At 72.3% G+C, this 23,665-nt stretch carries 24 protein-coding genes; 15 read left to right on the top strand and 9 right to left on the bottom strand.

Features of this window, described 5'->3' with window-relative positions; genetic code table 11:
* The first annotated feature begins 102 nt into the window (after positions 1-102).
* From argC to argH, 7 genes are read left to right on the top strand one after another with little or no spacing between them, the layout of a single operon-like run.
* Positions 103-1,104: an N-acetyl-gamma-glutamyl-phosphate reductase gene (argC, locus tag JMF97_RS27590; protein WP_203224189.1), complete on the top strand. Its 1,002-nt coding sequence runs from the start codon at positions 103-105 to the stop codon at positions 1,102-1,104.
* Complete coding sequence (gene argJ, locus JMF97_RS27585) at positions 1,101-2,273, top strand: bifunctional glutamate N-acetyltransferase/amino-acid acetyltransferase ArgJ (protein ID WP_203224188.1); 1,173 nt, start codon at positions 1,101-1,103, stop codon at positions 2,271-2,273. The genes argC and argJ overlap by 4 nt, the downstream gene beginning before the upstream one ends.
* A 2-nt stretch (positions 2,274-2,275) precedes the next feature.
* Positions 2,276-3,211, top strand: a complete 936-nt coding sequence (gene argB, locus JMF97_RS27580) for an acetylglutamate kinase (RefSeq protein ID WP_203224260.1) — start codon at positions 2,276-2,278, stop codon at positions 3,209-3,211.
* Positions 3,208-4,473, top strand: a complete 1,266-nt coding sequence (locus JMF97_RS27575) for an acetylornithine transaminase (RefSeq protein WP_203224187.1) — start codon at positions 3,208-3,210, stop codon at positions 4,471-4,473. The genes argB and JMF97_RS27575 overlap by 4 nt, the downstream gene beginning before the upstream one ends.
* Positions 4,470-5,390 (top strand): ornithine carbamoyltransferase, encoded by a 921-nt coding sequence (gene argF, locus JMF97_RS27570; RefSeq protein ID WP_203224186.1) that lies wholly within the window; start codon positions 4,470-4,472, stop codon positions 5,388-5,390. The genes JMF97_RS27575 and argF overlap by 4 nt, the downstream gene beginning before the upstream one ends.
* 6 nt (positions 5,391-5,396) lie before the next feature.
* Positions 5,397-5,912 (top strand): arginine repressor, encoded by a 516-nt coding sequence (locus JMF97_RS27565; protein ID WP_013732826.1) that lies wholly within the window; start codon positions 5,397-5,399, stop codon positions 5,910-5,912.
* Between the two features lie 46 nt (positions 5,913-5,958).
* Positions 5,959-7,422 carry an argininosuccinate lyase gene (gene argH, locus JMF97_RS27560; RefSeq protein ID WP_203224259.1) on the top strand — a complete coding sequence of 488 codons (1,464 nt, stop codon included), beginning with the start codon at positions 5,959-5,961 and terminating at the stop codon, positions 7,420-7,422.
* 133 nt (positions 7,423-7,555) lie between these two features.
* Here the strand turns inward: argH and JMF97_RS27555 are convergent, their stop codons facing one another.
* Both JMF97_RS27555 and JMF97_RS27550 read right to left on the bottom strand, forming a co-directional pair.
* Entirely contained in the window at positions 7,556-7,972 is a 417-nt protein-coding gene (locus JMF97_RS27555) for a DNA-binding protein (RefSeq protein ID WP_203224185.1), read from the bottom strand.
* An 85-nt stretch (positions 7,973-8,057) separates the two neighbouring features.
* Complete coding sequence (locus JMF97_RS27550) at positions 8,058-8,771, bottom strand: alpha/beta fold hydrolase (protein ID WP_203224184.1); 714 nt, start codon at positions 8,769-8,771, stop codon at positions 8,058-8,060.
* 181 nt (positions 8,772-8,952) lie between these two features.
* Here JMF97_RS27550 and JMF97_RS27545 point away from each other — a divergent pair, with 181 nt between their 5' ends.
* The 4 genes from JMF97_RS27545 to JMF97_RS27530 all read left to right on the top strand — a co-directional run bounded on the left by JMF97_RS27545 (position 8,953) and on the right by JMF97_RS27530 (position 11,928).
* A complete protein-coding gene (locus JMF97_RS27545) occupies positions 8,953-9,570 on the top strand; it encodes a DNA-3-methyladenine glycosylase (protein ID WP_203224183.1) in 618 nt (205 codons plus the stop codon).
* 90 nt (positions 9,571-9,660) lie between these two features.
* Positions 9,661-10,029: a DUF805 domain-containing protein gene (locus JMF97_RS27540; RefSeq protein WP_203224258.1), complete on the top strand. Its 369-nt coding sequence runs from the start codon at positions 9,661-9,663 to the stop codon at positions 10,027-10,029.
* 163 nt (positions 10,030-10,192) lie between these two features.
* The gene (locus JMF97_RS27535; RefSeq protein ID WP_203224182.1) at positions 10,193-11,308 is read left to right on the top strand and encodes an LLM class flavin-dependent oxidoreductase; all 1,116 of its coding nucleotides are present in this window, start codon (positions 10,193-10,195) and stop codon (positions 11,306-11,308) included.
* On the top strand, positions 11,305-11,928 hold the full coding sequence (locus JMF97_RS27530) for an FMN reductase (protein WP_203224181.1): 624 nt from the start codon (positions 11,305-11,307) through the stop codon (positions 11,926-11,928). The genes JMF97_RS27535 and JMF97_RS27530 overlap by 4 nt, the downstream gene beginning before the upstream one ends.
* 69 nt (positions 11,929-11,997) lie before the next feature.
* On the opposite strand, the gene JMF97_RS27525 is transcribed toward JMF97_RS27530, so the two are convergent.
* From JMF97_RS27525 to JMF97_RS27515, 3 genes are all read right to left on the bottom strand, one after another.
* Positions 11,998-12,837 carry a universal stress protein gene (locus tag JMF97_RS27525; RefSeq protein WP_203224180.1) on the bottom strand — a complete coding sequence of 280 codons (840 nt, stop codon included), beginning with the start codon at positions 12,835-12,837 and terminating at the stop codon, positions 11,998-12,000.
* A gap of 159 nt (positions 12,838-12,996) precedes the next feature.
* Positions 12,997-13,890, bottom strand: a complete 894-nt coding sequence (locus JMF97_RS27520; RefSeq protein WP_203224179.1) for a universal stress protein — start codon at positions 13,888-13,890, stop codon at positions 12,997-12,999.
* A gap of 19 nt (positions 13,891-13,909) precedes the next feature.
* A complete protein-coding gene (locus JMF97_RS27515) occupies positions 13,910-16,501 on the bottom strand; it encodes a cation-translocating P-type ATPase (RefSeq protein WP_203224178.1) in 2,592 nt (863 codons plus the stop codon).
* Between the two features lie 182 nt (positions 16,502-16,683).
* Here JMF97_RS27515 and JMF97_RS27510 point away from each other — a divergent pair, with 182 nt between their 5' ends.
* The 3 genes from JMF97_RS27510 (at position 16,684) to JMF97_RS27500 (ending at position 19,329) form a co-directional block, all read left to right on the top strand.
* Entirely contained in the window at positions 16,684-17,163 is a 480-nt protein-coding gene (locus JMF97_RS27510) for a GNAT family N-acetyltransferase (RefSeq protein ID WP_203224177.1), read from the top strand.
* A 72-nt stretch (positions 17,164-17,235) separates the two neighbouring features.
* The gene (locus JMF97_RS27505) at positions 17,236-17,853 is read left to right on the top strand and encodes a hypothetical protein (protein ID WP_126712505.1); all 618 of its coding nucleotides are present in this window, start codon (positions 17,236-17,238) and stop codon (positions 17,851-17,853) included.
* A gap of 102 nt (positions 17,854-17,955) precedes the next feature.
* Positions 17,956-19,329, top strand: coding sequence for a hemolysin family protein (locus tag JMF97_RS27500; protein ID WP_203224176.1), 1,374 nt, complete (start codon positions 17,956-17,958; stop codon positions 19,327-19,329).
* Here JMF97_RS27500 and JMF97_RS27495 read toward each other — a convergent pair.
* The 4 genes from JMF97_RS27495 to JMF97_RS27480 all read right to left on the bottom strand — a co-directional run bounded on the left by JMF97_RS27495 (position 19,277) and on the right by JMF97_RS27480 (position 21,697).
* Complete coding sequence (locus JMF97_RS27495; RefSeq protein WP_203224175.1) at positions 19,277-19,585, bottom strand: PRC-barrel domain-containing protein; 309 nt, start codon at positions 19,583-19,585, stop codon at positions 19,277-19,279. The two genes, JMF97_RS27500 and JMF97_RS27495, sit on opposite strands and share 53 nt — an antisense overlap.
* Positions 19,572-19,952: a hypothetical protein gene (locus JMF97_RS27490; RefSeq protein WP_203224174.1), complete on the bottom strand. Its 381-nt coding sequence runs from the start codon at positions 19,950-19,952 to the stop codon at positions 19,572-19,574. Before JMF97_RS27490 ends, JMF97_RS27495 begins: the two co-directional genes overlap by 14 nt.
* Positions 19,949-21,175: an NRAMP family divalent metal transporter gene (locus tag JMF97_RS27485; protein WP_203224173.1), complete on the bottom strand. Its 1,227-nt coding sequence runs from the start codon at positions 21,173-21,175 to the stop codon at positions 19,949-19,951. The genes JMF97_RS27490 and JMF97_RS27485 overlap by 4 nt, the downstream gene beginning before the upstream one ends.
* Positions 21,176-21,304: 129 nt before the next feature.
* The gene (locus JMF97_RS27480; RefSeq protein ID WP_203224172.1) at positions 21,305-21,697 is read right to left on the bottom strand and encodes a PaaI family thioesterase; all 393 of its coding nucleotides are present in this window, start codon (positions 21,695-21,697) and stop codon (positions 21,305-21,307) included.
* Between the two features lie 97 nt (positions 21,698-21,794).
* On the opposite strand from JMF97_RS27480, the gene tyrS reads away from it, so the two are divergent.
* Complete coding sequence (tyrS, locus tag JMF97_RS27475) at positions 21,795-23,096, top strand: tyrosine--tRNA ligase (protein WP_203224257.1); 1,302 nt, start codon at positions 21,795-21,797, stop codon at positions 23,094-23,096.
* Positions 23,097-23,665 lie beyond the last annotated feature (569 nt).

Below are 23,665 nucleotides of genomic sequence, written 5' to 3'. Positions count from 1 at the left end.
CCCTTCTTAACACAGCAAGTATTCTCATACGGTCGACTGCATGAACTTGCAGCGCCAGTCTCGCTGCTGCTAACCTCCCTGCATAGTCATACGGAGGTAGGCATGGGAATCCGGGTCGCGGTCGCCGGGGCAAGTGGCTACGCGGGCGGTGAACTACTCCGCCTGCTCGCCGGGCACCCTGAGTTCGACCTGGTCACCGCCACCGCGCACAGCCAGGCGGGGCAGCGCGTCGACAGCGTGCACCCGCAGCTCGTCGGGCTGGACCACACCTTCGCCGAGACCGTACCGGAGACGCTCGCCGAGGCCGACCTGGTCTTCCTCGCGCTGCCGCACGGCCAGTCGGCCGCCCTCGCCGCGCAGCTGCCCACCGACGTCCGGGTGGTCGACCTGGGCGCGGACCACCGCCTCGCCGACGGTGACGCCTGGGCCCGCTACTACGGCGGCCCGCATGCCGGCGCGTGGACCTACGGCCTGCCGGAACTGCCCGGGCAGGCCGAGCGGATCGCCGCCGCCACCCGGGTCGCCAACACCGGCTGCTACGCCGCGACGATCACCCTGGCGCTCGCGCCGCTGATCGCCGCCGGTGTCGCCGACCCGGCCGACGTGGTGGTCGTCGCCGCGTCCGGCACCTCCGGGGCCGGCCGGGCCGCCAAGACCCACCTGCTGGCCAGCGAGGTGATGGGCGACCTGTCGCCCTACAAGGTCGGCGCCCACCAGCACGTACCGGAGATCAAGCAGGCCACCGGCGCGACCGGCCTGTCCTTCACCCCGGTGCTCGCGCCGATGCCGCGCGGCATCCTGGCCACCGTGACCGCCCGCCCGACCGGCTCGGCGGACCCCCGGGCGGTGCTGGCGCAGGCGTACGCGGACAGCCCCTTCGTGCACCTGCTGCCCGAGGGCCGCTGGCCGCACACCGCAGCCACCCTGGGCAGCAACTCCTGCCACCTGCAGGCCACCGTCGACGTCGACTCCGGTCGGCTGATCGTGGTCGCCGCGCTGGACAACCTCGGCAAGGGCGCCGCGGGTCAGGCGGTGCAGAACGCCAACCTGATGTTCGGCCTGCCCGAGACCACGGGCCTGTCCCCGCTGGGGGTCACGCCATGACCGTCACCACGCCGGCCGGGTTCCGGGCGGCCGGGGTCACGGCCGGTCTCAAGAACAGCGGCACCCCGGATGTCGCGGTGGTCGTCAACGACGGCCCGGACGTCGGGGTCGCCGGTGTCTTCACCAGCAACCGGGTCAAGGCCGCACCGGTGGCATGGAGCGAGCAGGTGCTGCACGGCGGCATCGTCCGCGCGGTGGTGCTCAACTCCGGTGGGGCGAACGCCTGCACCGGTCCGGCCGGCTTCCAGGACACCCACGCCACCGCCGAGCACGCCGCCGCCGAACTGACCGCGCAGCACCCCGACCAGCCGTTCGGGGCGGGTGAGGTGGCGATCTGCTCGACCGGCCTGATCGGCGAGCGGCTGCCGATGGACAAGCTCCTGCCGGGAGTCAGCGCCGCCATCGCGGGCCTGACCGTCGACGGCGGGGACGCCGCCGCCGAGGCGATCATGACCACGGACACCCGGCCGAAGACCACGGTGATCTCCGGTGCCGGCTGGACCGTCGGTGGCATGGCCAAGGGCGCCGGCATGCTCGCCCCGGCGATGGCCACCATGCTCTGCGTACTGACCACAGACGCGGTCGCCGACCCGCAGACGCTCGACGCCGCGTTGCGCGCCGCCACCCGGGTCACCTTCGACCGGGTCGACTCCGACGGCTGCATGTCCACGAACGACACCGTGCTGCTGCTGTCCAGCGGCGCATCCGGGGTCACCCCGACTCCGGACGAGTTGACCGCGGCGGTCACCGCCGCCTGCCACGACCTGGCCCAGCAGTTGATCGCCGACGCCGAGGGCGCCACCAAGCAGATCGCCATCGAGGTCGTCGGCGCAGCCGGCGAGGACGACGCGGTCGAGGTGGGCCGGTCGGTGGCCCGCAACAACCTGGTGAAGACCGCGCTGTTCGGCAACGACCCGAACTGGGGCCGGATCCTCGCCGCCGTCGGCACCACCGCCGCCGAGTTCGAGCCGGACGCCGTCGACGTGGCCGTCAACGGGATCTGGGTCTGCCGGGGCGGCGCCGCCGCCGAGGACCGCTCGAAGGTCGACCTGACCGGCCGTGACGTCACCATCCGCATCGACCTGCACGCCGGCGCCACCGAGGCGACGGTGTGGACCAACGACCTGTCGCACGCGTACGTGCACGAGAACTCGGCCTACTCGACATGAGCATGAACCTGAACACGGACCTGACCCGCGCCCAGGCCAAAGCGGCCACCCTGATCGAGGCGCTGCCCTGGCTGGAGCGGTTCTCCGGCGCCACCGTCGTGGTCAAGTACGGCGGCAACGCCATGATCGACCCGGAGTTGCAGCGGGCCTTCGCCGCCGACATGGTGTTCCTGCGCCACGTCGGTCTCAAGCCGGTCGTGGTGCACGGCGGCGGTCCGCAGATCTCGGCGATGCTCGGGCGACTCGGCATCGACAGCGAGTTCCGGGGCGGCCTGCGGGTGACCACGCCGGAGGCGATGGACGTGGTCCGGATGGTGCTGGTCGGCCAGGTCGGGCGGGAACTCGTCGGGCTGATCAACTCCCACGGCCCGCTCGCGGTCGGGCTCTCCGGTGAGGACGCCGGCCTGTTCACCGCGGTACGCCGCCCCGCGTACGTCGACGGGGAGCCGGTCGACGTCGGGCAGGTCGGCGACGTCGAGTCGGTGAACGCCTCCGCGGTGACGGACCTGATCGCGGCCGGCCGCATCCCGGTCATCTCCACCGTGGCGCCGGACGCCGACGGGGTGCTGCACAACCTCAACGCCGACACCGCCGCCGCCGCGCTCGCGATCGCGCTGCAGGCCCGCAAGCTGGTCGTGCTCACCGACGTACCCGGCCTCTACGCCAACTGGCCGGACACCTCCAGCCTGATCAGCGAGATCACCACCGACGATCTGGCGAAGCTGCTGCCGTCGCTGGAGTCGGGCATGGTGCCCAAGATGGAGGCCTGCCTGCGGGCGGTCATCGGCGGAGTGCCGGCCGCGCACGTCGTGGACGGCCGGGTCGCCCACTCCACGCTGCTGGAAGTATTCACCTCGGAAGGCTTCGGAACCATGGTCGTGAGCGCGCCCAGCGAGGTTGCCGGCCCCGCGAACCAGGAAGGCTCGGTGGCGTCATGACCGCCCTCAGCGACCGGTGGCGTCAGTCCATGATGGACAACTACGGCACCCCACCGCTGGCCCTCGTCTCCGGCTCCGGCGCCGTCGTGGTCGACGAGACCGGCCAGGAGTACGTCGACCTGCTCGGCGGCATCGCCGTCAACTCCCTCGGGCACGCCCACCCGGCAGTGGTGGCCGCCGTGTCCAAGCAGGTCGCCACCCTCGGGCACGTGTCGAACCTGTTCATCTCCGAGCCGCCGGTGGCCCTGGCCGAGTTGCTGCTGGCCCTCGCCGGCCGGCCCGGCCGGGTCTTCTTCGCCAACTCCGGCGCGGAGGCCAACGAGGCGGCGTTCAAACTGTCCCGGCGCACCGGACGCACCCACGTGGTGGCCACCGTGGGCGGCTTCCACGGCCGCACCATGGGAGCCCTGGCCCTGACCGGCCAGCCCGCCAAGGCCGACCCGTTCCGCCCGCTGCCCGGCGAGGTCACCCACGTCCCGTACGGCGACGTGGCCGCGCTGGAGGCGGCGGTCACCGACGCCACCGCCATGGTGATCCTGGAACCGATCCAGGGCGAGAACGGCGTCGTCGTCCCACCCGCCGGCTACCTCGCCGCCGCGCGGCGGATCACCGCCCGGCACGGCGCGCTGCTGGTGCTCGACGAGGTGCAGACCGGCATCGGCCGCACCGGGCACTGGTTCGCCCACCAGGCCGAGGGCGTCGAACCGGACGTGGTGACCCTGGCCAAGGGGCTCGGCGGTGGGCTGCCCATCGGCGCCACCCTCGCCTTCGGCCCGGCCGCCGACCTGCTGGTCCCCGGCTCGCACGGCACCACCTTCGGCGGTAACCCGGTCAGCTGCGCCGCCGCCCTCGCGGTGATCTCCACCATCGCCCACGAAGGGCTGCTCGACCACGTCAAGCGGGTCGGTGAACGGATCCGCCGGGGCATCGACGCGCTCGGGCACCCGCTGGTCGCCGGGGTCCGGGGCGCCGGGCTGCTGCTCGGCGTGACGCTGACCGCCCCGGTAGCACCCGCCGCCGCCACGGCGCTGCGGACGGCCGGCTTCCTGGTCAACCCGGTGCAGCCGGACGTGCTCCGGCTCGCCCCGCCGCTGATCCTCACCGCCGCGCAGGTCGACGCCTTCCTGGCCGCCCTGCCCATCGCGCTGACCGCCGCCGCGTCGGTGGCTCCGGGCGCCACCGACCAGCACCCGCGCGGACCGATCGCCGTACAAACCACGCCGACCGAGGCGGACCCGACCCCGACGGAGGCCCCCGCATGACCCGGCACTTCCTGCGCGACGACGACCTCACCCCGGCCGAGCAGTCCGCCGTGCTCGACCTGGCGGCCCGGATGAAGGCCGACCGCTTCGCGCACACCCCGTTGGCCGGGCCCCGCGCGGTGGCCGTGCTGTTCGACAAGCAGAGCCTGCGGACCCGGATCTCCTTCGACGTCGGCATCGCCGAACTCGGCGGCCACCCCCTCGTGGTGGACACCCAGGTCACGCACTTCGGCCGGGGTGAGGCCCTGAGCGACGCCGGCCGGGTGCTGTCCCGGTACGTGGCCGCGATCGTGCTGCGGACCCACGGCGACGACCGGATCGCCGAGGTGGCCGCCGGTGCGTCCGTGCCGGTGGTCAACGCGCTGACCGACGGCTTCCACCCCTGCCAACTGCTGGCCGACCTGCTCACCGTGCGGGAGTGGTGCGGCGGCACCGTCGGGCGGACGCTGACCTACGTCGGCGACGCGGCGAACAACATGGCCCACTCGTACCTGCTGGCCGGGGTGACCGCCGGCATGCACGTGCGGGTCGCCGGGCCGGACGGCTTCCAGCCCGCCGCCGAGGTGGTGGCCCGGGCCGAGGAGATCGCTGCGGAAACCGGCGGCTCGGCGCAGGTGTTCACCGACCCGGTGGCCGCCGTCCGGGACGCCGACGTGGTCGCCACCGACACCTGGACCTCGATGGGGCAGGAGAGCGACGGGCTGGACCGGATCACCCCGTTCCTGCCCTACCAGGTCAACAAGACGCTGCTCGGGCACGCGGCGCCGGAGGCGATCGTGCTGCACTGCCTGCCCGCGCATCGCGGCGAGGAGATCACCGACGAGGTGCTCGACGGCCCGCAGAGCGCGGTGTTCGACCAGGCGGAGAACCGGTTGCACGCCCAGAAGGCGCTGCTGGCCTTCCTCCTGGCAGGGTAGGAGCCCATGACGACACCGCTGACCCGTGCCGCCCGGCATGCCCGCATCGTCGAGCTGATCCGTGACAAGGCGATCCGGTCGCAGACCGAACTCGCCGAACTGCTCGGCGACGAGGGCGTCCAGGTCACCCAGGCCACCCTCTCCCGGGATCTGAAGGAACTCGGCGCCGTCACCGCCCGCGGCGGCGACGGACGCGCCGTGTACGTCATCCCGGAGGACGGGCACCGCCCGTTGCGCGACGCGGAGGCAGCCCCGGCCCGGCTGGTACGGCTGCTGCGCGAGTTGCTCAACGAGGTCGACTCCAGCGGCAACATCGCCGTGCTGCGTACCCCGCCGGGAGCCGCCCAGTATCTGGCCAGCGCGTTGGATCGGGCTGGCCTGCCGGAGGTCGTCGGCACCATCGCCGGCGACGACACCATCCTCGTCGTGGCCCGTGAGAGCGACGGCGGCGCCGCGCTCGGCGAACGGCTCGCCGGCTGGGCCCGCCGCGACGAGAACGTCGACGGGAGTGTCACACCATGAACGCTCGGTACGCCCGGTTGGATGAGGTGCGATCGTGACCACCAGAATGGGCGGGGTGGACGACAAGACCCTGACCGAGAACAGCACCGCAGCCAACCGGACGAGCCTGTGGGGTGGCCGGTTCGCCGGTGGCCCGTCGGAGGCGCTCGCCCGGTTGTCGGTGAGCGTCCAGTTCGACTGGCGACTGGCCCCGTACGACATCGCCGGTTCCCGGGCGCACGCCCGGGTGCTGGCCGGCGCCGGCCTGCTCGACCCGGAGGAACTGGGCCGCATCCTCGCCGCCCTGGACGACCTGGAAGCCGCCTGCGCCTCCGGCGCCTTCCGGCCGACCGTCGACGACGAGGACGTGCACACCGCGCTGGAACGCGGCCTGCTGGAGCGCCTCGGCAGCCTCGGCGGCAAGCTGCGCGCCGGGCGGTCCCGCAACGACCAGGTCGCCACCGACCTGCGGCTCTACCTGCGTGACCACGCCCGAGGCGTGGCCGCCCGGCTGGTCGAGCTGGCCGAGGCGCTTGTCGAGCAGGCCGAGCGGCACGTCGACACCGCCGCGCCCGGCATGACCCACCTCCAGCACGCCCAGCCGGTCACCTTCGGCCACTGGCTGCTGGCCCACGTCCAGCCGCTGCTGCGGGACCTGGAGCGGCTGCGCGACTGGGACCACCGCGCCGCGGTCAGCCCGCTCGGCGCCGGCGCGCTGGCCGGCTCGGGCCTGCCGCTGGACCCGGTGGCGGTCTCCAAGGAACTGGGCTTCCGGACGTCGTTCGCCAACTCGATGGACGCGGTCGCCGACCGGGACTTCGTCGCCGAGTTCCTCTTCATCACCGCGATGATCGGCGTGCACCTGTCCCGCCTCGGCGAGGAAGTGGTGCTCTGGACGTCGCAGGAGTTCGGCTGGGTCGAGTTGGACGACGCCTTCGCCACCGGCTCGTCGATCATGCCGCAGAAGAAGAACGCGGACATCGCCGAGCTGGCCCGGGGCAAGTCCGGCCGGCTGGTCGGCGGGCTGGTCGCCGTACTGACCATGCTCAAGGGCCTGCCGATGACCTACGACCGGGACATGCAGGAGGACAAGGAGCCGGCCTTCGACGCGGTCGACACCCTGGAACTGCTGCTGCCGGCCCTCGCCGGAATGATCTCCACCATGACGGTACGCGTCGACCGCCTGGTCGCCGCCGCGCCGGTGGGCTTCTCGCTGGCCACCGAGGTGGCCGACTGGCTGGTCCGCAAGGGTGTGCCGTTCCGCGACGCCCACGAGATCACCGGCAAGCTGGTGGCGCTCTGCGCCGCCCGCGACTGTGCCCTGGACGAGGTCTCCGACGACGACCTGGCCACCGTCAGCGAACACCTCGACCCGTCCGTACGCGACGTGCTGTCGGTCCGCTCGGCCCTCGCGGCCCGGATCACCCCCGGCTCCACCGGCCCTGGCCCGGTCGCCGACCAACTCGCCGCCGCCGCCGACCACCTCGCCACCTGGCGCGAGTGGGCCGCCGAAACCGTCGTCCCCCGCTGACCCCTCCGCTGCTGCGTGCGGTGCCTGCAACTTCGGGGAAGATGCTGCCTCCAGGTCCATCGAGACCGCATCTTCCCCGAACTTGCTGCCGACGTATCGACGAGGGCGTTGCGGTCCTTGGGGGCAGGGCGGTTCAGGGGGCGGGTTGGGGTGGCGGGGTGCGGGCGGTGAGGCGGTCGTAGCGTTGCTTGGCGGCCTGGGCGCTGCCCAGGCCGAGGCCCTGGCCGATCGCCTGCCAGGTCAGGCCTCGGCTGCGGGCCAGGTGGAACAGGCCCGCCTCCATGGTGTCGATCTCCGCGCGCAGGTGCGGGAAGAGGGCCAGCGCGGCGAGCAGGTCCGCCTCGTCCACCGGCTCCTCGCCCGGTTCCGGCTGAGCTGCCCCGGCAGCCAGCGCCAGGAGCACGGCGATCGCCTCGTACGGGTCGGCGGCGTACGGGTTGGTGTGCCGTCGCCGCTGCTGTTCGCTGGCGGCGTGCCGTGAGGTGAGTCGTTGCAGCGCGGCATAGCTGCGGTGCGCTCGGTCCTCGAACGTGGAACTGGAGTCGGCCATGCGCCAACTCCAGCACCTCAACGAAGTGTTGTCAACACTCCGTTGATGGGCGGCCCGTCTGGCCGCTGCACGTCACCCCGCCAGATCAGCTGGAACCCCGGACCGCCTCGATGATGGTCTCCGCGACCTCACCCGGTCGGGCCACCGCCATCGCATGCGAGCCGCCCTCGATCTCGCGCTGGCCCCGCGGGTTGGCCCGCTCCGCCATGAACCGGTGCGCGGCGACCGGGATGTTCATGTCGGCGTCGCCGAACACGAACCAACTGGGCAGCGACCGCCAGGCGGGGTCGCCGACGAGAGCGTCGTTGAGAGCCTGCTCGGTGGCCGGCCGCTGGGTCCGGGCCATCAGTGAGGCGACGTCGGCGGGCGCGTCCGCGGCGAACTGCTTGTGGTAGGCCTCCTGGGAGATCGCCACCTCGTTGCCGCCGGTCGACACCGGATACTGCACCAGCGTGCCGGCGAGCGTGCTGCCGGGGAACTGCGAAGACAACGACAGCGCCGACTCACCGGTGTCCGGCGCGAACGAGTTGACGTACACGAGGGCCCGCACCGACGGATTGTCGGCCGCCGCCTGCGTGGTCACCATGCCGCCGTACGAGTGGCCGACGAGCACGACCGGGCCATCCACCCACCGCATCACGTCCCGCAGGTACGCGGCGTCACCGGGAAGGCTCCGCAGCGGGTTGGCGAGCGCGACCACGTGGTAGCCGGCGCCCAGCCGGTCGATCACACCGTTCCAGCTTGCCGACTCGGCGAACGCTCCGTGCACGAGAATGATGGTGGGCTGCTGATCGGACATGCGCACGCTCCCTCACTCCGAGACCTGTTCACCGCCGGCAGCGCCGGTACCCGCGATTACCCGTCATGTAGGAGCGAAACCCCTGGTCAACTGCGGCAGGGTCCGCTCTTCGACCGGAGGCACCCGTACCGAGCGTGCGGGCGCGGTTGCCGGTCAGGGCGGGACCGGGTTACCTGGACGGGTGGACCATCCCTGGTTGAGCGCCCCCGCCGCCGACATCGCGCAGGCCGCGCGGTCGCTGCTCGGCTGGGAGGTGACGGCCAACGGTGTGCGGATCAGGTTGACCGAGGTCGAGGCGTACGCGGGCACCGGCGAGGACCCGGCCTCGCACGCCCATCGTGGTCCGACGCCCCGTACGAAGGTCATGTTCGGTCCGGCGGGCTACGCCTACACGTACTTCGTCTTCGGTATGCACTGGTGTCTGAATCTTGTCTGCGGCGCGGAGGGGGAGGCGGCGGCGGTGCTGCTGCGCGCGGGCGAGGTGGTCGACGGGCTGGATCTGGCCCGTGATCGGCGCGGCGGGGTGCCCGACCGGGACCTGGCCCGTGGACCGGCCCGGCTGGTGATGGCGCTGGGGGTGACGGCGGCGGCCAACGGCACCAGCATGCTGGACGGGACCGGGCCGCTGCTGCTGACTCCGCCGACCCGGCCGGTCGCGCCGTCGGCCGTCTCCGCCGGCCCGCGTGTCGGCGTGGCCGCCGCCCACGACGTGCCGTGGCGCTTCTGGATCACCGGCGACCCGACCGTCAGCCCTTACCGCCGCCATGTCCCACGGCGGCGTCCGGCGTCGATCCGCTGACGCTCTCGTGGCCGATCATGGGCCACTGCTGCGTGACACGACGACCTACCCTGCTGGCATCAGCATCGCTTCCTGTGAATGGAGCTGGTCGTGTCCTTCCCCGATGCCATTCGTTCCGTTTTATCGAAGTACGCCACGTTCCGAGGGCGGGCCCGTCGCTCCGAGTACTGGTGGTTCTCGCTGTTCCTTCTCCTGGTCGGGATTGTGGCTTCGGTCCTCGACAGCGCGCTGGGTGTCGACTTCGAGGGATCGGGCGGGCCGGTTTCCCTGCTCGTCAATCTGGCGCTCCTGCTGCCGTCGCTGGCAGTCGCCGCGCGGCGGCTGCACGACATCGACCGCACCGGCTGGTGGCTCCTGCTGGCCTTCATCCCGATCGTCGGGTGGATCGTGCTGCTGGTGTTCGCGCTCCAGAACGGCACGCCCGGTCCGAACCGCTTCGGTCCCAGCCCGAAGTCGTAGGGGGTCGCTGGGTGCGGGTCGACGATCCGCTGGGTAGCCGGTTGGAAGCGGCCTGCCGGGGGAGACGAGGGGAGCCCGGGTCGCGGAATAGTTGACTCGTCAAATATGTTGTCGGGGGCACCGGGGCCACCTCGCCCCGGTCGGACGACACGAGGAGCGCATCATGCAGTTCGGAGTCTTCACCGTCGGTGACGTCACCGTCGACCCGACCAACGGGCGGGAGCCGACCGAGCGTGAGCGCATCAAGGCGATGGTCACCATCGCGCTCAAGGCCGAGGAGGTCGGCCTCGACGTCTTCGCCACCGGCGAACACCACAACCCGCCGTTCGTGCCCTCGTCGCCCACCACCATGCTCGGCTACATCGCCGCGCGTACCGAGCGGCTGCTGCTGTCCACCGCGACCACGCTGATCACCACCAACGACCCGGTGAAGATCGCCGAGGACTACGCGATGTTGCAGCACCTGGCCGACGGGCGGGTCGACCTGATGATGGGGCGCGGCAACACCGGCCCGGTGTACCCCTGGTTCGGGCAGGACATCCGCAACGGCATCCCCCTCGCCATCGAGAACTACGACCTGCTGCGCCGGCTCTGGCGCGAGGACGTCGTCGACTGGCGGGGCAAGTTCCGTACGCCGTTGCAGTCGTTCACCTCGACGCCGCGTCCGCTCGACGGTGTGCCGCCGTTCGTCTGGCACGGCTCGATCCGCAGCCCGGAGATCGCCGAGCAGGCCGCGTACTACGGCGACGGTTTCTTCGCCAACCACATCTTCTGGCCCGCCGAGCACACCCGCCGGATGGTGGGGTTGTACCGGCAGCGCTTCGAGCACTATGGGCACGGCTCCGCCGACCAGGCCATCGTCGGCCTCGGCGGCCAGGTGTTCATGCGGCGCAACTCCCAGGACGCGGTACGCGAGTTCCGCCCCTACTTCGACAACGCCCCGGTCTACGGGCACGGTCCGTCGTTGGAGGAGTTCACCGCGCAGACCCCGCTGACCGTGGGCAGCCCGCAGCAGGTCATCGACCGGACCCTCGGCTTCCGTGACTACGTCGGCGACTACCAGCGGCAGTTGTTCCTCATGGACCATGCCGGTCTGCCGCTGAAGACCGTGCTGGAGCAGCTCGACCTGCTCGGCGAGGAGGTCGTACCGGTGCTGCGCAAGGAGTTCGAGTCGCTGCGTCCGGCGCACGTGCCGCCGGCGCCCACGCACGCCTCGCTGCGCGCCGCCGCCGAGCAGGCCGCCACCGACCAGAGCGCGGGGACGGAGGCCGGTCGGTGACCGTGCGTACCCTCGCCGTGGTCTCGGCCGGGCTCAGCCAGCCGTCGTCCACCCGGCTGCTCGCCGACCAGCTCGCCGCCGCCACCCGCGACGAGCTGGTCGGGTACGGCGAACAGGTCACGCTGCACCCGATCGAGCTGCGCGAGCACGCCCACGACATCGTCAACCACCTGCTCACCGGCTTCCCGTCGGAGCCGCTGCGGCAGGTGCTGGAACAGGTCACCGGCGCGGACGGGCTGATCGCCGTCACGCCGATCTTCAACGCCTCGTACAGCGGGCTGTTCAAGTCGTTCTTCGACCTGGTCGACGCCGACGCCGTCGGCGGCCGGCCGGTGCTGATCGGCGCCACCGGCGGCACCGCCCGGCATTCGCTGGCCCTGGAGCACGCGATCCGGCCGATGTTCACCTACCTGCGGGCGGTGGTGCTGCCGACCGCCGTCTTCGCGGCCCCCGAGGACTGGTCGGGCGGTACCGCGCAGGGCGTGTTGCGGACCCGGATCGCGCGGGCCGCCGAGGAACTGGCCGGGCAGGTGCACCGCAGCGCCCCGTCGTCCGGCCCGGTCGACCCGTTCGCGCTGACCACCGACTTCGAGCAGTTGCTGCGCGGCGGGGACGCCTGACCCGGCGAGCGAGGCGCAGGCGTACGGCATCGCCCCGCACCACCCGTCGTGGTGCGGGGCGACGAGATGTCAGACGGCGTGCTCGGCCGCGTGCGGGTGGGCGACGAGCACCGGGCAGCGGGAGTGGTGCACCAGCGCCTGGCTGACCGAGCCGAGCAGCAGGCCGGCGAACCCGCCCCGGCCCCGGGACCCGACCACCACCAGCGCCGCGTTCCCGGAGGCCTCGATCAGCGCCTCGTCGGGCTTGCGGCCGGTGATCACCCGCTCTTCGACGGTCAGGCCGGGATGGCTGCCCCGGGTGGCCGCGGCGGCCGTGGCCAGCAGGTGCTCGCCGTCGACGTCCCGTTCACCGGAGACGTGCACCAGCAGCAGCGAGCCACCGCGTCGGACGGCCTCCTCGGCGGCGTGACCGACGGCGAGTTCCGCCGAGGAGGAGCCGTCGACCCCGACCAGCACCGGCCCGTCGGTCGGCAGCGGCCGGTCCGGGGGCCGCACCACCAGCACCGGGCAGTGCCCGTGCGCGGCGACCTGGGTGCCGACCGAGCCGAGCAGCAGGCCGGCGAAGCCGCCCAGGCCCCGGCTGCCCACCACGACCAACTCGGCCCGACGTGACTCCTCGACCAGGGTCGCGCCGGGTCCACCGGCCACCTGTCGCACCTCGACGGTGAGCGACGGCCACCGGTCGACAAGTTCGGCGGCGGTCTGTTCGAGCATCTTCCGACCGTCCTCGGAGGGCGCCGGCAGACCCATCTCGTACGGGTTGATCGGCACCCCGTAGCCGAGCGGATGCAGGTAGCCGTGCACCAGGTGCAGCGGGCGGGACCGCCACACCGCCTCCTGGGCCGCGTGCTCCGCGGCGACCAGGCTCGGCGGGGAGCCGTCCACCCCCACCACGACAGGTCGGTTCATGATGCCTCCAGACGTCGTCACGCCATTGTCGAACGTCGCCGGCCGGTAGACCGGCCCCCGACACACCTGATGCGGGGCCGGTCCACCGGCGGCCGGGCGGGCCGATGGCCTGCCACCCGTGGTGAGGTGGCGCCGGGGGAGCGGCGCGACCCCACCGGATCACGAACCTTCGACGGTACGCGGCTCGCGGACCACCACCACCGGAGCGTCCGCGTGGTGCAGGACCGCGTGGCTGACCGAGCCGAGCAGCAGCCCGGCCAGCGCCCCGCGTCCCCGCGCGCCGACGACCACCAACTGGGCGTCGCGGGACTGCTCCACCAGTGCGCGGGCGGGGGAGCCACGGACCAGCAGTTGCCGCACCGGCACCTGCGGGTACCGCGGCGACCACCTGGCCACGGCGTCGGCGAGGACCTGTTCCTCCTGCTCCCGGAAGGCGTCCAGGTCGTAGACCAGCGGCAGGATGTCGCCCGGGCCGGCCGGCGCCGGGTAGAGCCAGGAGTGCACCGCCACCAGTTCGGTGTCGCGCCGGGCGGCCTCCTCGAACGCGAAACCGATCGCCTCATCGGAGGCGGGGGAGCCGTCGACGCCGACCATCACCGGCCCGTCCGCGCGCTGCTCACCCCGGACCACCAGCACCGGGCAGCTGGCCCGGGCGCTGAGCTGCACGGCCACCGAGCCGAGCAGCAGCCCGGCGAAACCGCCCAGGCCCCGGCTGCCGAGCACCAGCAGCGCGGCGTCGGCGGCCTCGGCGAGCATGACCGCCGGCGCCGCGCCGTGCACCACCGCGCCGGTGACCGACACCTCCGGGGCGACCTTGGTGGCTTCGGCCACCGCGTCGGCCACGAACTGCTCGGCCTGGTTGCGCAGGCCGGCGTCGGCCGGCGCGCCCGGCGCGGGGCCCAGCGGCACCCGCATCAGCGGCCAGATGAACGCGTGCACGACCCGCAGCGGTCGCTGCCGGTACGCGGCCTCCCGGGCGGCGGCCCGCACCGCGTGCAGGGCCGTCTCGGAACCGTCCACACCCACCACGACGGGGGCGCTGTTGCTGCTCATCGAGTCCTCCTTCGGCTCACTACCAGCCTGACCCATTCGGGGAGGTCAGGTTCACCGACCCCGCCTTCCGGCGACGAATCACCATCGTCAGCCGCAGCAGCAGGCCGGGCAGGACGCTCACCGCGGCGCAGGCGAGCAGTTCCACGGCACCCAGCGCTTCGGTGCCGAGCAGGTCCCGCAGCGGTGCCACCAGCACCCCGGCGACCTGCAACAACGCGGAGATCGCCACCGCCAGCGGCAGCGCCGGGTTGCCCCGCCGCCCACCGGGCGGGCGCGGTGCGCGTACCGCCAACGCCACCCCGAGCTGGGCCAGACCCAGCACCACGAAGACCACCGACTGCCAGGGCCGGTCCCAGTGGGCGGCCAGCACACCCGCGCCGAGGGTCACCGCAGAGATCAACGTGCCGGCGATGAGGATGTGTCGGCCCAGGCCCGCCCCGAGCACGGACTCCTGCGGCGAGCGCGGCACCCGGCGCAGCGTCCCCGGTTCCGCCGGTTCGGCGCCCAGGGCGACACCCGGCAGCCCGTGGGTGAGCAGGTTGATCCAGAGGATCTGCGCCGGCAGCAGCGGCACGGCCAGCCCGAACAGCGGACCCATCAGCATCACCACGATCTCGGCCAGCCCGCCGGAGAGGGCGTAGCGCAGGAACCGCCGGATGTTGTCGTAGATCCGCCGCCCCTCGCCGATGGCGGTCGCCACGGTCGACAGGTCGTCGTCGACGAGCACCAGGTCGGCCGCCTGCCGGGCCACCTCGGTGCCGCCGCCCATGGCCACGCCGATGTCGGCGCGGCGCAGCGCCGGCGCGTCGTTGACCCCGTCGCCGGTCATCGCCACCACGTGCCCGCGGGCCTGCAGGGCGGCGACGATGTCGAGCTTCTGCTCCGGGCGGGTACGGGCGAACACCCGGGCCGCCGGGTCGGCCTCGGCCGGGTCACCGTCGTCGCCGCGTACCACCGGGTCGCCGGTGTCCCAGACGCCGAGCTGACCGGCGATGGCCGCCGCGGTCGCCGGATGGTCGCCGGTGACCAGCACCAGCCGCACCCCGGCCTCGGTGAAGCTGCCGGCGATCTCCGGCGCGCCGGCGCGCAGCGGATCGCCGACACCGACCAGGCCCACCGCTCGCAGCCCGACCGGGTGGGCGGGGTCGACCGGCGGGGTGTCCACCAGCGCCGCCGCCAGCGCGAGCACCCGCAGCCCCGCGCCCGCCATCTCCTGTGCCGCGGCGGCCAGCTCGGCCAGTTCCTCGGCGCCGGCGTCGACCAGCGGCGCGGCCAGCACGCTCTCCGGCGCGCCCTTGCAGACCACCAGATACCGGTTGTCGCAGCAGCGGTGCACCGTGGTCATCCGGCGCAACTCCTGGTCGAAGGGGTGCTCGGCGACGCGCGGCCACGCGCGGCGGGTGGCTTGCGGATCGAGGCCGCACCGGGCCGCGAAGGCCAGCAGGGCCCCCTCCAACGGGTCGCCGACGGCACCCCACTCGGGCCGCTGGTCGTCCGGTGGGGTCAGCGTCGCGTCGTTGCACAACAGCCCGGCTCGGGCCAGCTGACGCAGCTCGTCGGTGACCGCGATCCGCTGGCCGTCGCGGTGGATCGCGCCGTGCGGGGCGTACCCGGTGCCGGTGACGTCGAAGCCGGCGCCGTCGGCGGTACGGGCGTGCTGCACGGCCATCCGTCCCTCGGTGAGGGTGCCGGTCTTGTCCGAGGCGATCACGGTGACCGAACCGAGGGTCTCCACCGCGTGCAGCCGCCGGGGAATTGCCCGGGCCTGCGCCATCCGCCGCGCACCGAGCGCGAGCGCGAGGGTGACCACCGCGGGCAGCGACTCCGGGACCGCGGCCACCACCAGGCTCACCGCGGTGACCGCCATGTCCACCAGCGGTCGCCCGCCGAGCACACCGACGACGAAGACCAGCCCGGACAGCAGTACGGCGACCAGGCCGAGGACCCGGCCGAGCGCTGCCAGACGCCGCTGCAGCGGGGTGGGACCCGGCCGGGTGGTGGCCGCCAGGGTGGCGATCCGGCCCAGCGCGCTCGCCGTGCCGGTGCGTACCACCGTGCCGGTGGCCCGCCCCACGGTGACCACCGTGCCGGCGCTGGCCTCCTCGCCGACGTCGCGGGCCACCGGCAGCGACTCGCCGGTGAGCGCCGACTCGTCCAGGCGCAGCCGGCTGGTCTCGTCGAGCAGCAGGTCGGCGGGGACCACGTCGCCGGCTTCGACGCGTACCAGGTCGCCGCGGACCAGTTCGGCGGCGGGCAGCATCAGGTCCTGGCCGTCGCGCACCACCCGGGCGGTGGGTGCGGCCAGTTGGTCGAGGGCGGCGATCGCCCGCTCGGCGCGTACCTCCTGGATGACGCCGATGAGGGTGTTGACCGCGACGACGAGCAGGATCACCGCCGTGTCGGGGTAGTCCCGCAGCAGCGTGGTGACCACGGCGGCGGCCAGCAGCAGGGCGACCAGTGGGTCGGTGAGCTGTCGCAGGACGCGGACGGTCAGGTGCCGGCGGGGTGGCGCCTCGGCGGCGTTCGGCCCGTCGAGGCGCAATCGTTCGGCGGCCTCGGCGGCGCTGAGTCCGTTGACCGCTACCGGCCGGGTCACGGTGTCAGTGCTCACGGTGCACCCCTGCCCACGCCCTCGTACCCCTCGTCACCGCTTCACCCCTGCCCCGAGGCCGTGCCCCGACGGCTGCCCTGCACCACCAGCGTGGCGTGCCACCGCCGGTGTCCGGCAGAGTCGACGGCCCGCTCGGCACGGGACCAACGGCCCTGCCGTCGTACGGCGTATCGTCGTCGGCGATGAGCGACGACTTACGGCTGCGTGCCGTCGCCGAGGACGACCTGCCGGAGTTCTACGCCCACCAACTCGACCCCGAGGCCAGCCGGATGGCCGCCTTCGGTGCCGCCGACCCGGCCGACACCCGGGCGTTCGCCGCGCACTGGATGCGCGTCCTGACCGACCCGCAGAACCTCGCCTGGACCGTGACCGTCGACGACGCGGTGGTCGGGCACGTGCTGGCGTTCCCCGCCGAGGGCCGCACCGAGGTCAGCTACTGGATCGACCCGGCCCGGTGGGGTCGCGGGTACGCCACCCGCGCGCTGGCCGCCCTGCTGCGCGAGGTGACCCGTCGCCCGCTGTACGCGCGCACGGCCACCGACAACGTCGGCTCGCTGACCGTGCTGCGCCGCTGCGGGTTCGTCGTCCGGTCCACCGAACGGGCGTACGCCCCCGGCCGGGGCGAGGAGATCGACGAGTACCTGCTGGAGTTGCCGGCCTGACCCCCCCCGCCGGGTTGATCGGCCCGACCCCACCAGGCGGCGGCCCGGGCTGGGCGGCACTACTCTCGCGGGGTGAACTGGCTGGAACTCGTCGGCTGGGCCGGCTCCGCGCTGCTGGTCTGGTCGCTGCTGCAGACGCGCATCCTGCGGCTGCGGGCGGTCAACCTGATCGGCTGCCTGGTGCTCATCGGCTACAACGGCGCGCTGCGGGTGTGGCCCATGGTGGGGCTCAACATCGTCCTGGCGGTGATCAACATCTGGTATCTGCGCCGACTGCTCGCCACCCGGCACGACGAGCAGACCTACCAGGTGGTCGAGGTGGGCGCCGACGACGCGTTCCTGGCGCACACGCTGCGGGTGCACGCCGCCGACATCGCCCGGTTCAACCCGGGCTTCCACCCCGACCGGGTGACCGGCCGTTCGGCCTTCCTGGTGGTACGCGCCGACGAGGTCGTCGGTGTGGTGCTCGCCCACGACGCCGGAGACGGCGTGGCCCAGGTCGACCTGGACTACGTCACCCCGGCCTTCCGGGACTTCACCCCGGGCGAGTTCGTCTACCGACGCAGCAGCCTGTTCACCGACCGTGGCTTCCGTCGGGTGATCAGTCCGCCGGGCATGCGCGCCCCCTACTACCAGCGCATCGGATTCCGTCCGCACGGCCAGTCGTACGTGCTCGACCTGCCCGGATGATGACGATGATTCACCGTCGGGACCAATGGGCATAGGCACCGCTACGCCGGTGGGACTTCCACCGGCGGCGCCACCGGGCGCGGTCCAACGAGGGAGCCGGGCGTGCAGAGCTACTGGAGTCAGCTGGCCCTGGTCGCGGTCCTGATCGTCATCAACGCGATCTTCGCCGGTAGTGAGCTGGCTCTGGTGTCGCTGCGCGACAGCCAGATCCAGCGGCTGGCCCGCAGCAGCCGAGCCGGACAGGTGCTGGCCCGCCTGGCCCGCGACCCCAACCGGTTCCTGGCCACCATCCAGATCGGCATCACCCTGGCCGGCTTCCTCGCCTCGGCGGCGGCGGCGGTGTCACTGGCCCGGCCCCTGACACCGTTGCTGGACGTGCTCGGTCGAGCCGCCGAACCGGTCGCCATCGTGCTGGTCACCCTGGTGCTGACCTTCGTCACCCTGGTCTTCGGGGAACTCGCCCCCAAACGGATCGCGATGCAGATCCCCGAGCGCTGGGCACTGCTCGTCGCCCGTCCGCTGGACCTGCTCGCCACGCTCACCCGCCCGGCGGTGTGGCTGCTGGGCGCCACCAGCGACCTGGTGGTCCGGATGGCGGGGCTGAACCCGGAGCCGGAACGCGACGAGATCAGCCCCGACGAACTACGGGACATCGTCGCCGGCCACCACGGCTTCACCAAGGAACAGCAGACCATCATCGCCGGTGCCGTGGAGATCGCCGACCGGAAGCTGCGCGCCGTGCTGGTGCCCCGGCTGAGCGTCTTCTGCCTGGACAGCGGCACCACCGCCGAGGCGGCCCGGCTGGTGCTGGCCGCCTCCGGGCACTCCCGCGCACCGGTGGTCCGCCACGGCGGACTGGACGACACGGTCGGCGTCATCCACCTGCGGGACCTGGTCGGCGTCCGCGACGACCAGCCCGTCGACGAGTGCGTACGACCACCGATGCTGCTGCCGGACTCGGTGTCGGTGGTCGACGCGCTGCGCCAGTTCAAGTCGGAACGCCAGCACATGGCGCTGGTCGTGGACGAACGCGGCGCCGTCGACGGCATCGTCACGCTGGAGGACATCCTCGAGGAGATCGTCGGGGAAATTTACGACGAGACCGACCGGGACGTCCGCGAGGTGCGTACCGACGCCGACGGCGCGTTGGCGTTGCCCGGCACCTTCCCGGTGCACGACCTGCCGGACATCGGCGTGGAACTGCCGGCCCGCCCGGCCGGCGACTACACCACGGTCGCCGGCCTGGTGCTCGCCGCCCTCGGGCGGATCCCCACCGTCGGCGAGCACCTCACCGTCGACGGTTGGCGGCTGGAGATCACCCAGGTCGACGATCGTGCCATCACCGGCGTACGACTGTGCCGCGCCGCCGAATCGGCAGCCGACCCGGAGTCGACCGAGCAGAATGCGCCGGAATCCGCTGTCGTCAACGGCTCGGGGGAACCTCGGGCAGACCTGGCACCGGCGGATCGAGCCTGAGCCGGTGCACCGGCACCTGAACGGTGCTGCGGCCGAGCAACCGGGCGGCGGCGCGGATCGCCCACGGCCCGGAGGGATGGCGTTCCGGCCCGATCAACCGGCCGCTGAGCCGCCCGTACCAGTGCCGGGTGACCACCAGATCGGTCAACCGCAGCGGTCCGCCCGGCGTGCCGCGCACCACCAGATCCACCACCCGACCCAGCCGCCGGCCCTGCTCGTCGTACGCGGTGCGGCCGAGCAGCTCACCCGCCCGCACGGCCGGCTCCGGGAATCCTGCCGATCAGGTGGCGACGCAGCCACAACTCCACCGGCGAGGTGGGCAGGTCCTCGGCCCGGATCCGCAGCCACACCGCGCTGTCGATGCGTGCGACGAATCCGTACGGGATGCGCAGCGGCACCATCGGCCGGTCGGAGACGAACCGTTCCGCGGTCAACGCCAGCATCCGGCCGATGCGGCCACCGACCCGCAGCCCGAGCGCGCCCGGCCCGGTGAGCAGCGTCCGCAGGTACGGCGTCCCGTGGGCGTCCAGGGCGAACTCCACGTCGTCGACCTTGCCGATCAGCCGGCCGTCGACGTCGACGAGCTGGCGATCGAGCAGATCATGGCTGACCTGGATCCTCACTGCCCCATTCTGGTCCCGATGGCCACCGGAATGGCGGCGATCGCCGCGGCCACGATGATCAGCAGCAGTACGGCCCCCAGCGCGTTGAGCCACCGCCCGTTGACCCGGTCGCCGAGATAGGTGCGGTCGTTGGCCACCACCAGGATCGGCAGGTATGTCAGCGGCAACGCCACCGCGCTGATGATCAACATGTACTCGGTGAGCGTCACCGGATCGATCCTGGTGAGCAGCAGAAGCACCCCGAGCAGCACGCTGACCAGCAACACGGTGTGGAACCGGGCCGCCTCACGCGGGCTGACCCGCTTACCCCACTGCCAGCCGAAGTACTGCGCGGCGGCGTACGCGGCCGACAGTCCGGTCTCCAGCGCGGCGCCGAAGGTGACCGCGAAGAACGCCAGCGCCGCGACCGCCAGGCCGACCCCGCCGAAGGCCAGCACGACCGGGTGGGCGACATCGCCGAGGTCGGAGACCGTCAGACCGGCGGGCCGCAGCACCACGGTCGCGGTGGCGATCAGCGACAGCGCCAGGAACCCGCCGATCGGGAAGCCGACCAGCACGCTGAACCGGGCGTCGGCCAGGTCGGCGGCGCTCCACCGCTCCTCCACGCCGCCGGAGGAGAAGAAGAACACCTCGTACGGGCTGACCGTCGAGGCGAACAGCGCCACCGCGACGAACCAGTACGCTCCCCACCCCTGCCCGCCGTCGTCGATGCTCACCGCGCCACGCCCGAGCGCCGCCCAGTCGGTCGGCAACCAGAACAGCGCCACGGCGAAGACCACCAAGGTCAGGCCGGCCAGTCCGAAGAGCCGTTCCATCACCGGGAAGCGCACCCGCCACAGCACCAGCCACACCGCCGCCCCGGCGACCGGCACCCAGAGCAGGTACGGCACCCCGCTGGCCAGTTGCAACGCCAGCGCCACACCGCCCAGTTCGGCGGCCAGGGTGATCACCGTGACCACATACGACGCCACCAGGTTGACAAGCGCCATGCGGGCCCCGAGCCGCTCCCGGACCAGGTCGAACACCGCCCGGCCGGTCACCGCCGCGATCCGTCCGGCCATCTCGGCGTACGCGCAGATCGCGATCACGCCGAGCAGCAGCACCCAGGAGTGGGCCATGCCGAAGCGGGCACCGGCCTGACCGGCGGCGACCAGGTCGCCGATGTCGACGAAGCCACCGACCGCGGAGAGGATGCCGAGCGTGGCGGCGAGCAGCTTCTTCACGTCGACGGCGTCGCGGGCTCGGTCATCGACGCGACAATATCGCCGCCAAGCCGCAAACTACCGTGAAACGGTCATAGGGCTGGCTCTGCGGCTCGACGACTTCCGGATCACACGGTGATCCGGCCGGGCTCAGCTGTCGGGGTAGAGGTTCTGGAGGCGGACCTGTCCCCGGGCGACCAGGCGATCCTTGGCGTCGGTGATCTCCACCTGCCACAACTGCTGACTGCGTCCCCGGTGCACGGGAGTGGCGACCGCGGTCAACTCGCCGTCGCCGACGGGCCGCAGGAAGTCCGTCTGGTTCGACACGCCGACCACCCGTCCGCGCTCACCCAACCAGAGGCCGGCACCCACGCTGGCCGCGGTCTCCACCACCGAGCAGTAGACCCCGCCGTGCTGGATGCCGTACGGCTGCAGCAGCTCCGGGCGTACCCGCCAGCGGACCGTCACCCGATCACCGCTGGCCTCGCCGTACTCCAAGCCGAGCAGGGCGAAGAACCCGGTCGAGAGCTCGGACATCTCCATGGCGGCCTCCTCGATCTTGGCAACGTCACCCTACCGAGGTTGCAGCGCTGCTAACCCGGTAGGGCCCAGAGGCGCTGATGGGGGAGAATCGGTGACCGTGACCGACAGCAACCTCCCGCCGGTCGGGCGGGACTCCTTCACCGACGACCTGCGGTGGCGTGGCCTGATCCAGGACTCCACCGACCCCGACGAGCTGCGCGCACTGCTCGACGGCCCGGCGGCCGTCTTCTATGTGGGCTTCGATCCGACCGCGCCCAGCCTGCACGTCGGCCATCTGATGCAGGTCGCCACGGCACGTCGTCTGCAACTCGCCGGCCACCGTCCGCTGCTGTTGGTCGGTGGCGCGACCGGTCAGATCGGCGACCCGAAGGAGAGCGCCGAGCGCACCCTCAACCCGCCCGAGGTGGTCGCCGGCTGGGTGCAGCGGATCCGCGACCAGCTCGCGCCCTTCGTGTCGTACACCGGCGACAACGCAGCCCAGCTGGTCAACAACCTGGACTGGACCGGCGAGATGTCGGTGGTCGAGTTCCTCCGGGACGTGGGCAAGCACTTCCCGGTGAACAAGATGCTGGCGCGGGAGGTGGTCCGGGCCCGGCTGGAGAGCGGCATCAGCTTCACCGAGTTCAGCTACCAGCTGCTCCAGGCCAACGACTTCTTCGAACTGCACCGCCGGCACGGCTGCCAACTCCAGTTCGGCGGCTCCGACCAGTGGGGCAACATCACCGCCGGCGTCGACTACGTCCGACGTCGGGGCGCCGGCCCGGTGCAGGGCTTCACCACGCCACTGGTCACCAAGTCGGACGGCTCGAAGTTCGGCAAGACCGAGGGCGGCGCGATCTGGCTGGACCCCGAGATGACCAGCCCGTACGCGTTCTACCAGTTCTGGATCAACGTCGACGACCGCGACGTCGGGCGCTACCTGCGCTACTTCAGCTTCCGCTCCCGCGAAGAGCTCGAAGCGCTGGAGAAGGAGACCGCGGAACGGCCGGCGTCACGTGCCGCCCAGCGTGCCCTCGCCGAGGAACTCACCACCCTGGTGCACGGCGAGCGGGAGATGGCCCAGGTGGTGGCCGCCAGTCAGGCGCTGTTCGGTCGAGGCTCCCTGGCGGACCTGTCGGCGGCGACTCTGCGCGCCGCCCTCACCGAAGCCGGCCTGGTACGCCTCGACACACTGCCGGAGGCGGCCGCCCTGCTCAAGGAGTCCGGCCTGGTGCCCAGCATGAAGGAGGCCCGCCGGGTGATCGCCGAGGGCGGCGCCTACGTCAACAACGTCCGGGTCACCGAGGCGGACGCGGTGATCGGGGCCGACCAGCTGCTGCACGGCCGCTACCTGGTGCTGCGCCGGGGCAAGCGGTCGTTCGCCGGTGTCGAACTGGGCGCTTCCGGCACAGTCGAATGAGCCGCTGTCGGAGAGTGTGACGCGCAACGCGCCCGGCGGATTTGACGATCAATCCGCCGGGCGCGTAACTTTCTCTCTGCCAGCGCGGACCGGACGAAACAGGTCGAAAGACCTGAAGGCCGGAGCGCAGGTCAACCTTCCCGAGCGGGCGGCGTAGCCGCTTCGAGACGGGACCGGGTGGTGCCCCAGAGCCGCTGCGAGGCGGATTTTGCGAGGCGGAGCCGACCGGGTATGGTTGGCCGCTGGCAGGGGCCCAGGCGCGCTAGCGGGAAACCGCGGCGGCTGGCCTGCCGGAAATCATGAACGCAACGGCGTCAGCCGATTCGCTCATGATGCCCGGAGAAAGGGTGGAAGCGTGTCAAACCGGCGCAAGCCGATTTGACACGGCGGAAACCAGCGGTTAACGTAGTAAAAGTGCCCGGCGCGAGAGCGGCGGGTGCGAGTACGGAGCAGATGCCCCGGATGGTGGCCTTGGTGGGTTGCTTGATGGTGTGTGGTTGTTCTTTGAGAACTCAACAGGGTGCTTGATAAGCCAGTGCCAAGTAGTTTGATACCCCGGACTGGGTTGG

Source organism: Micromonospora fiedleri (assembly GCF_016774385.1).
GTDB lineage: Bacteria > Actinomycetota > Actinomycetes > Mycobacteriales > Micromonosporaceae > Micromonospora > Micromonospora gifhornensis.
This window is presented reverse-complemented; position numbering and strand designations above follow the sequence as displayed.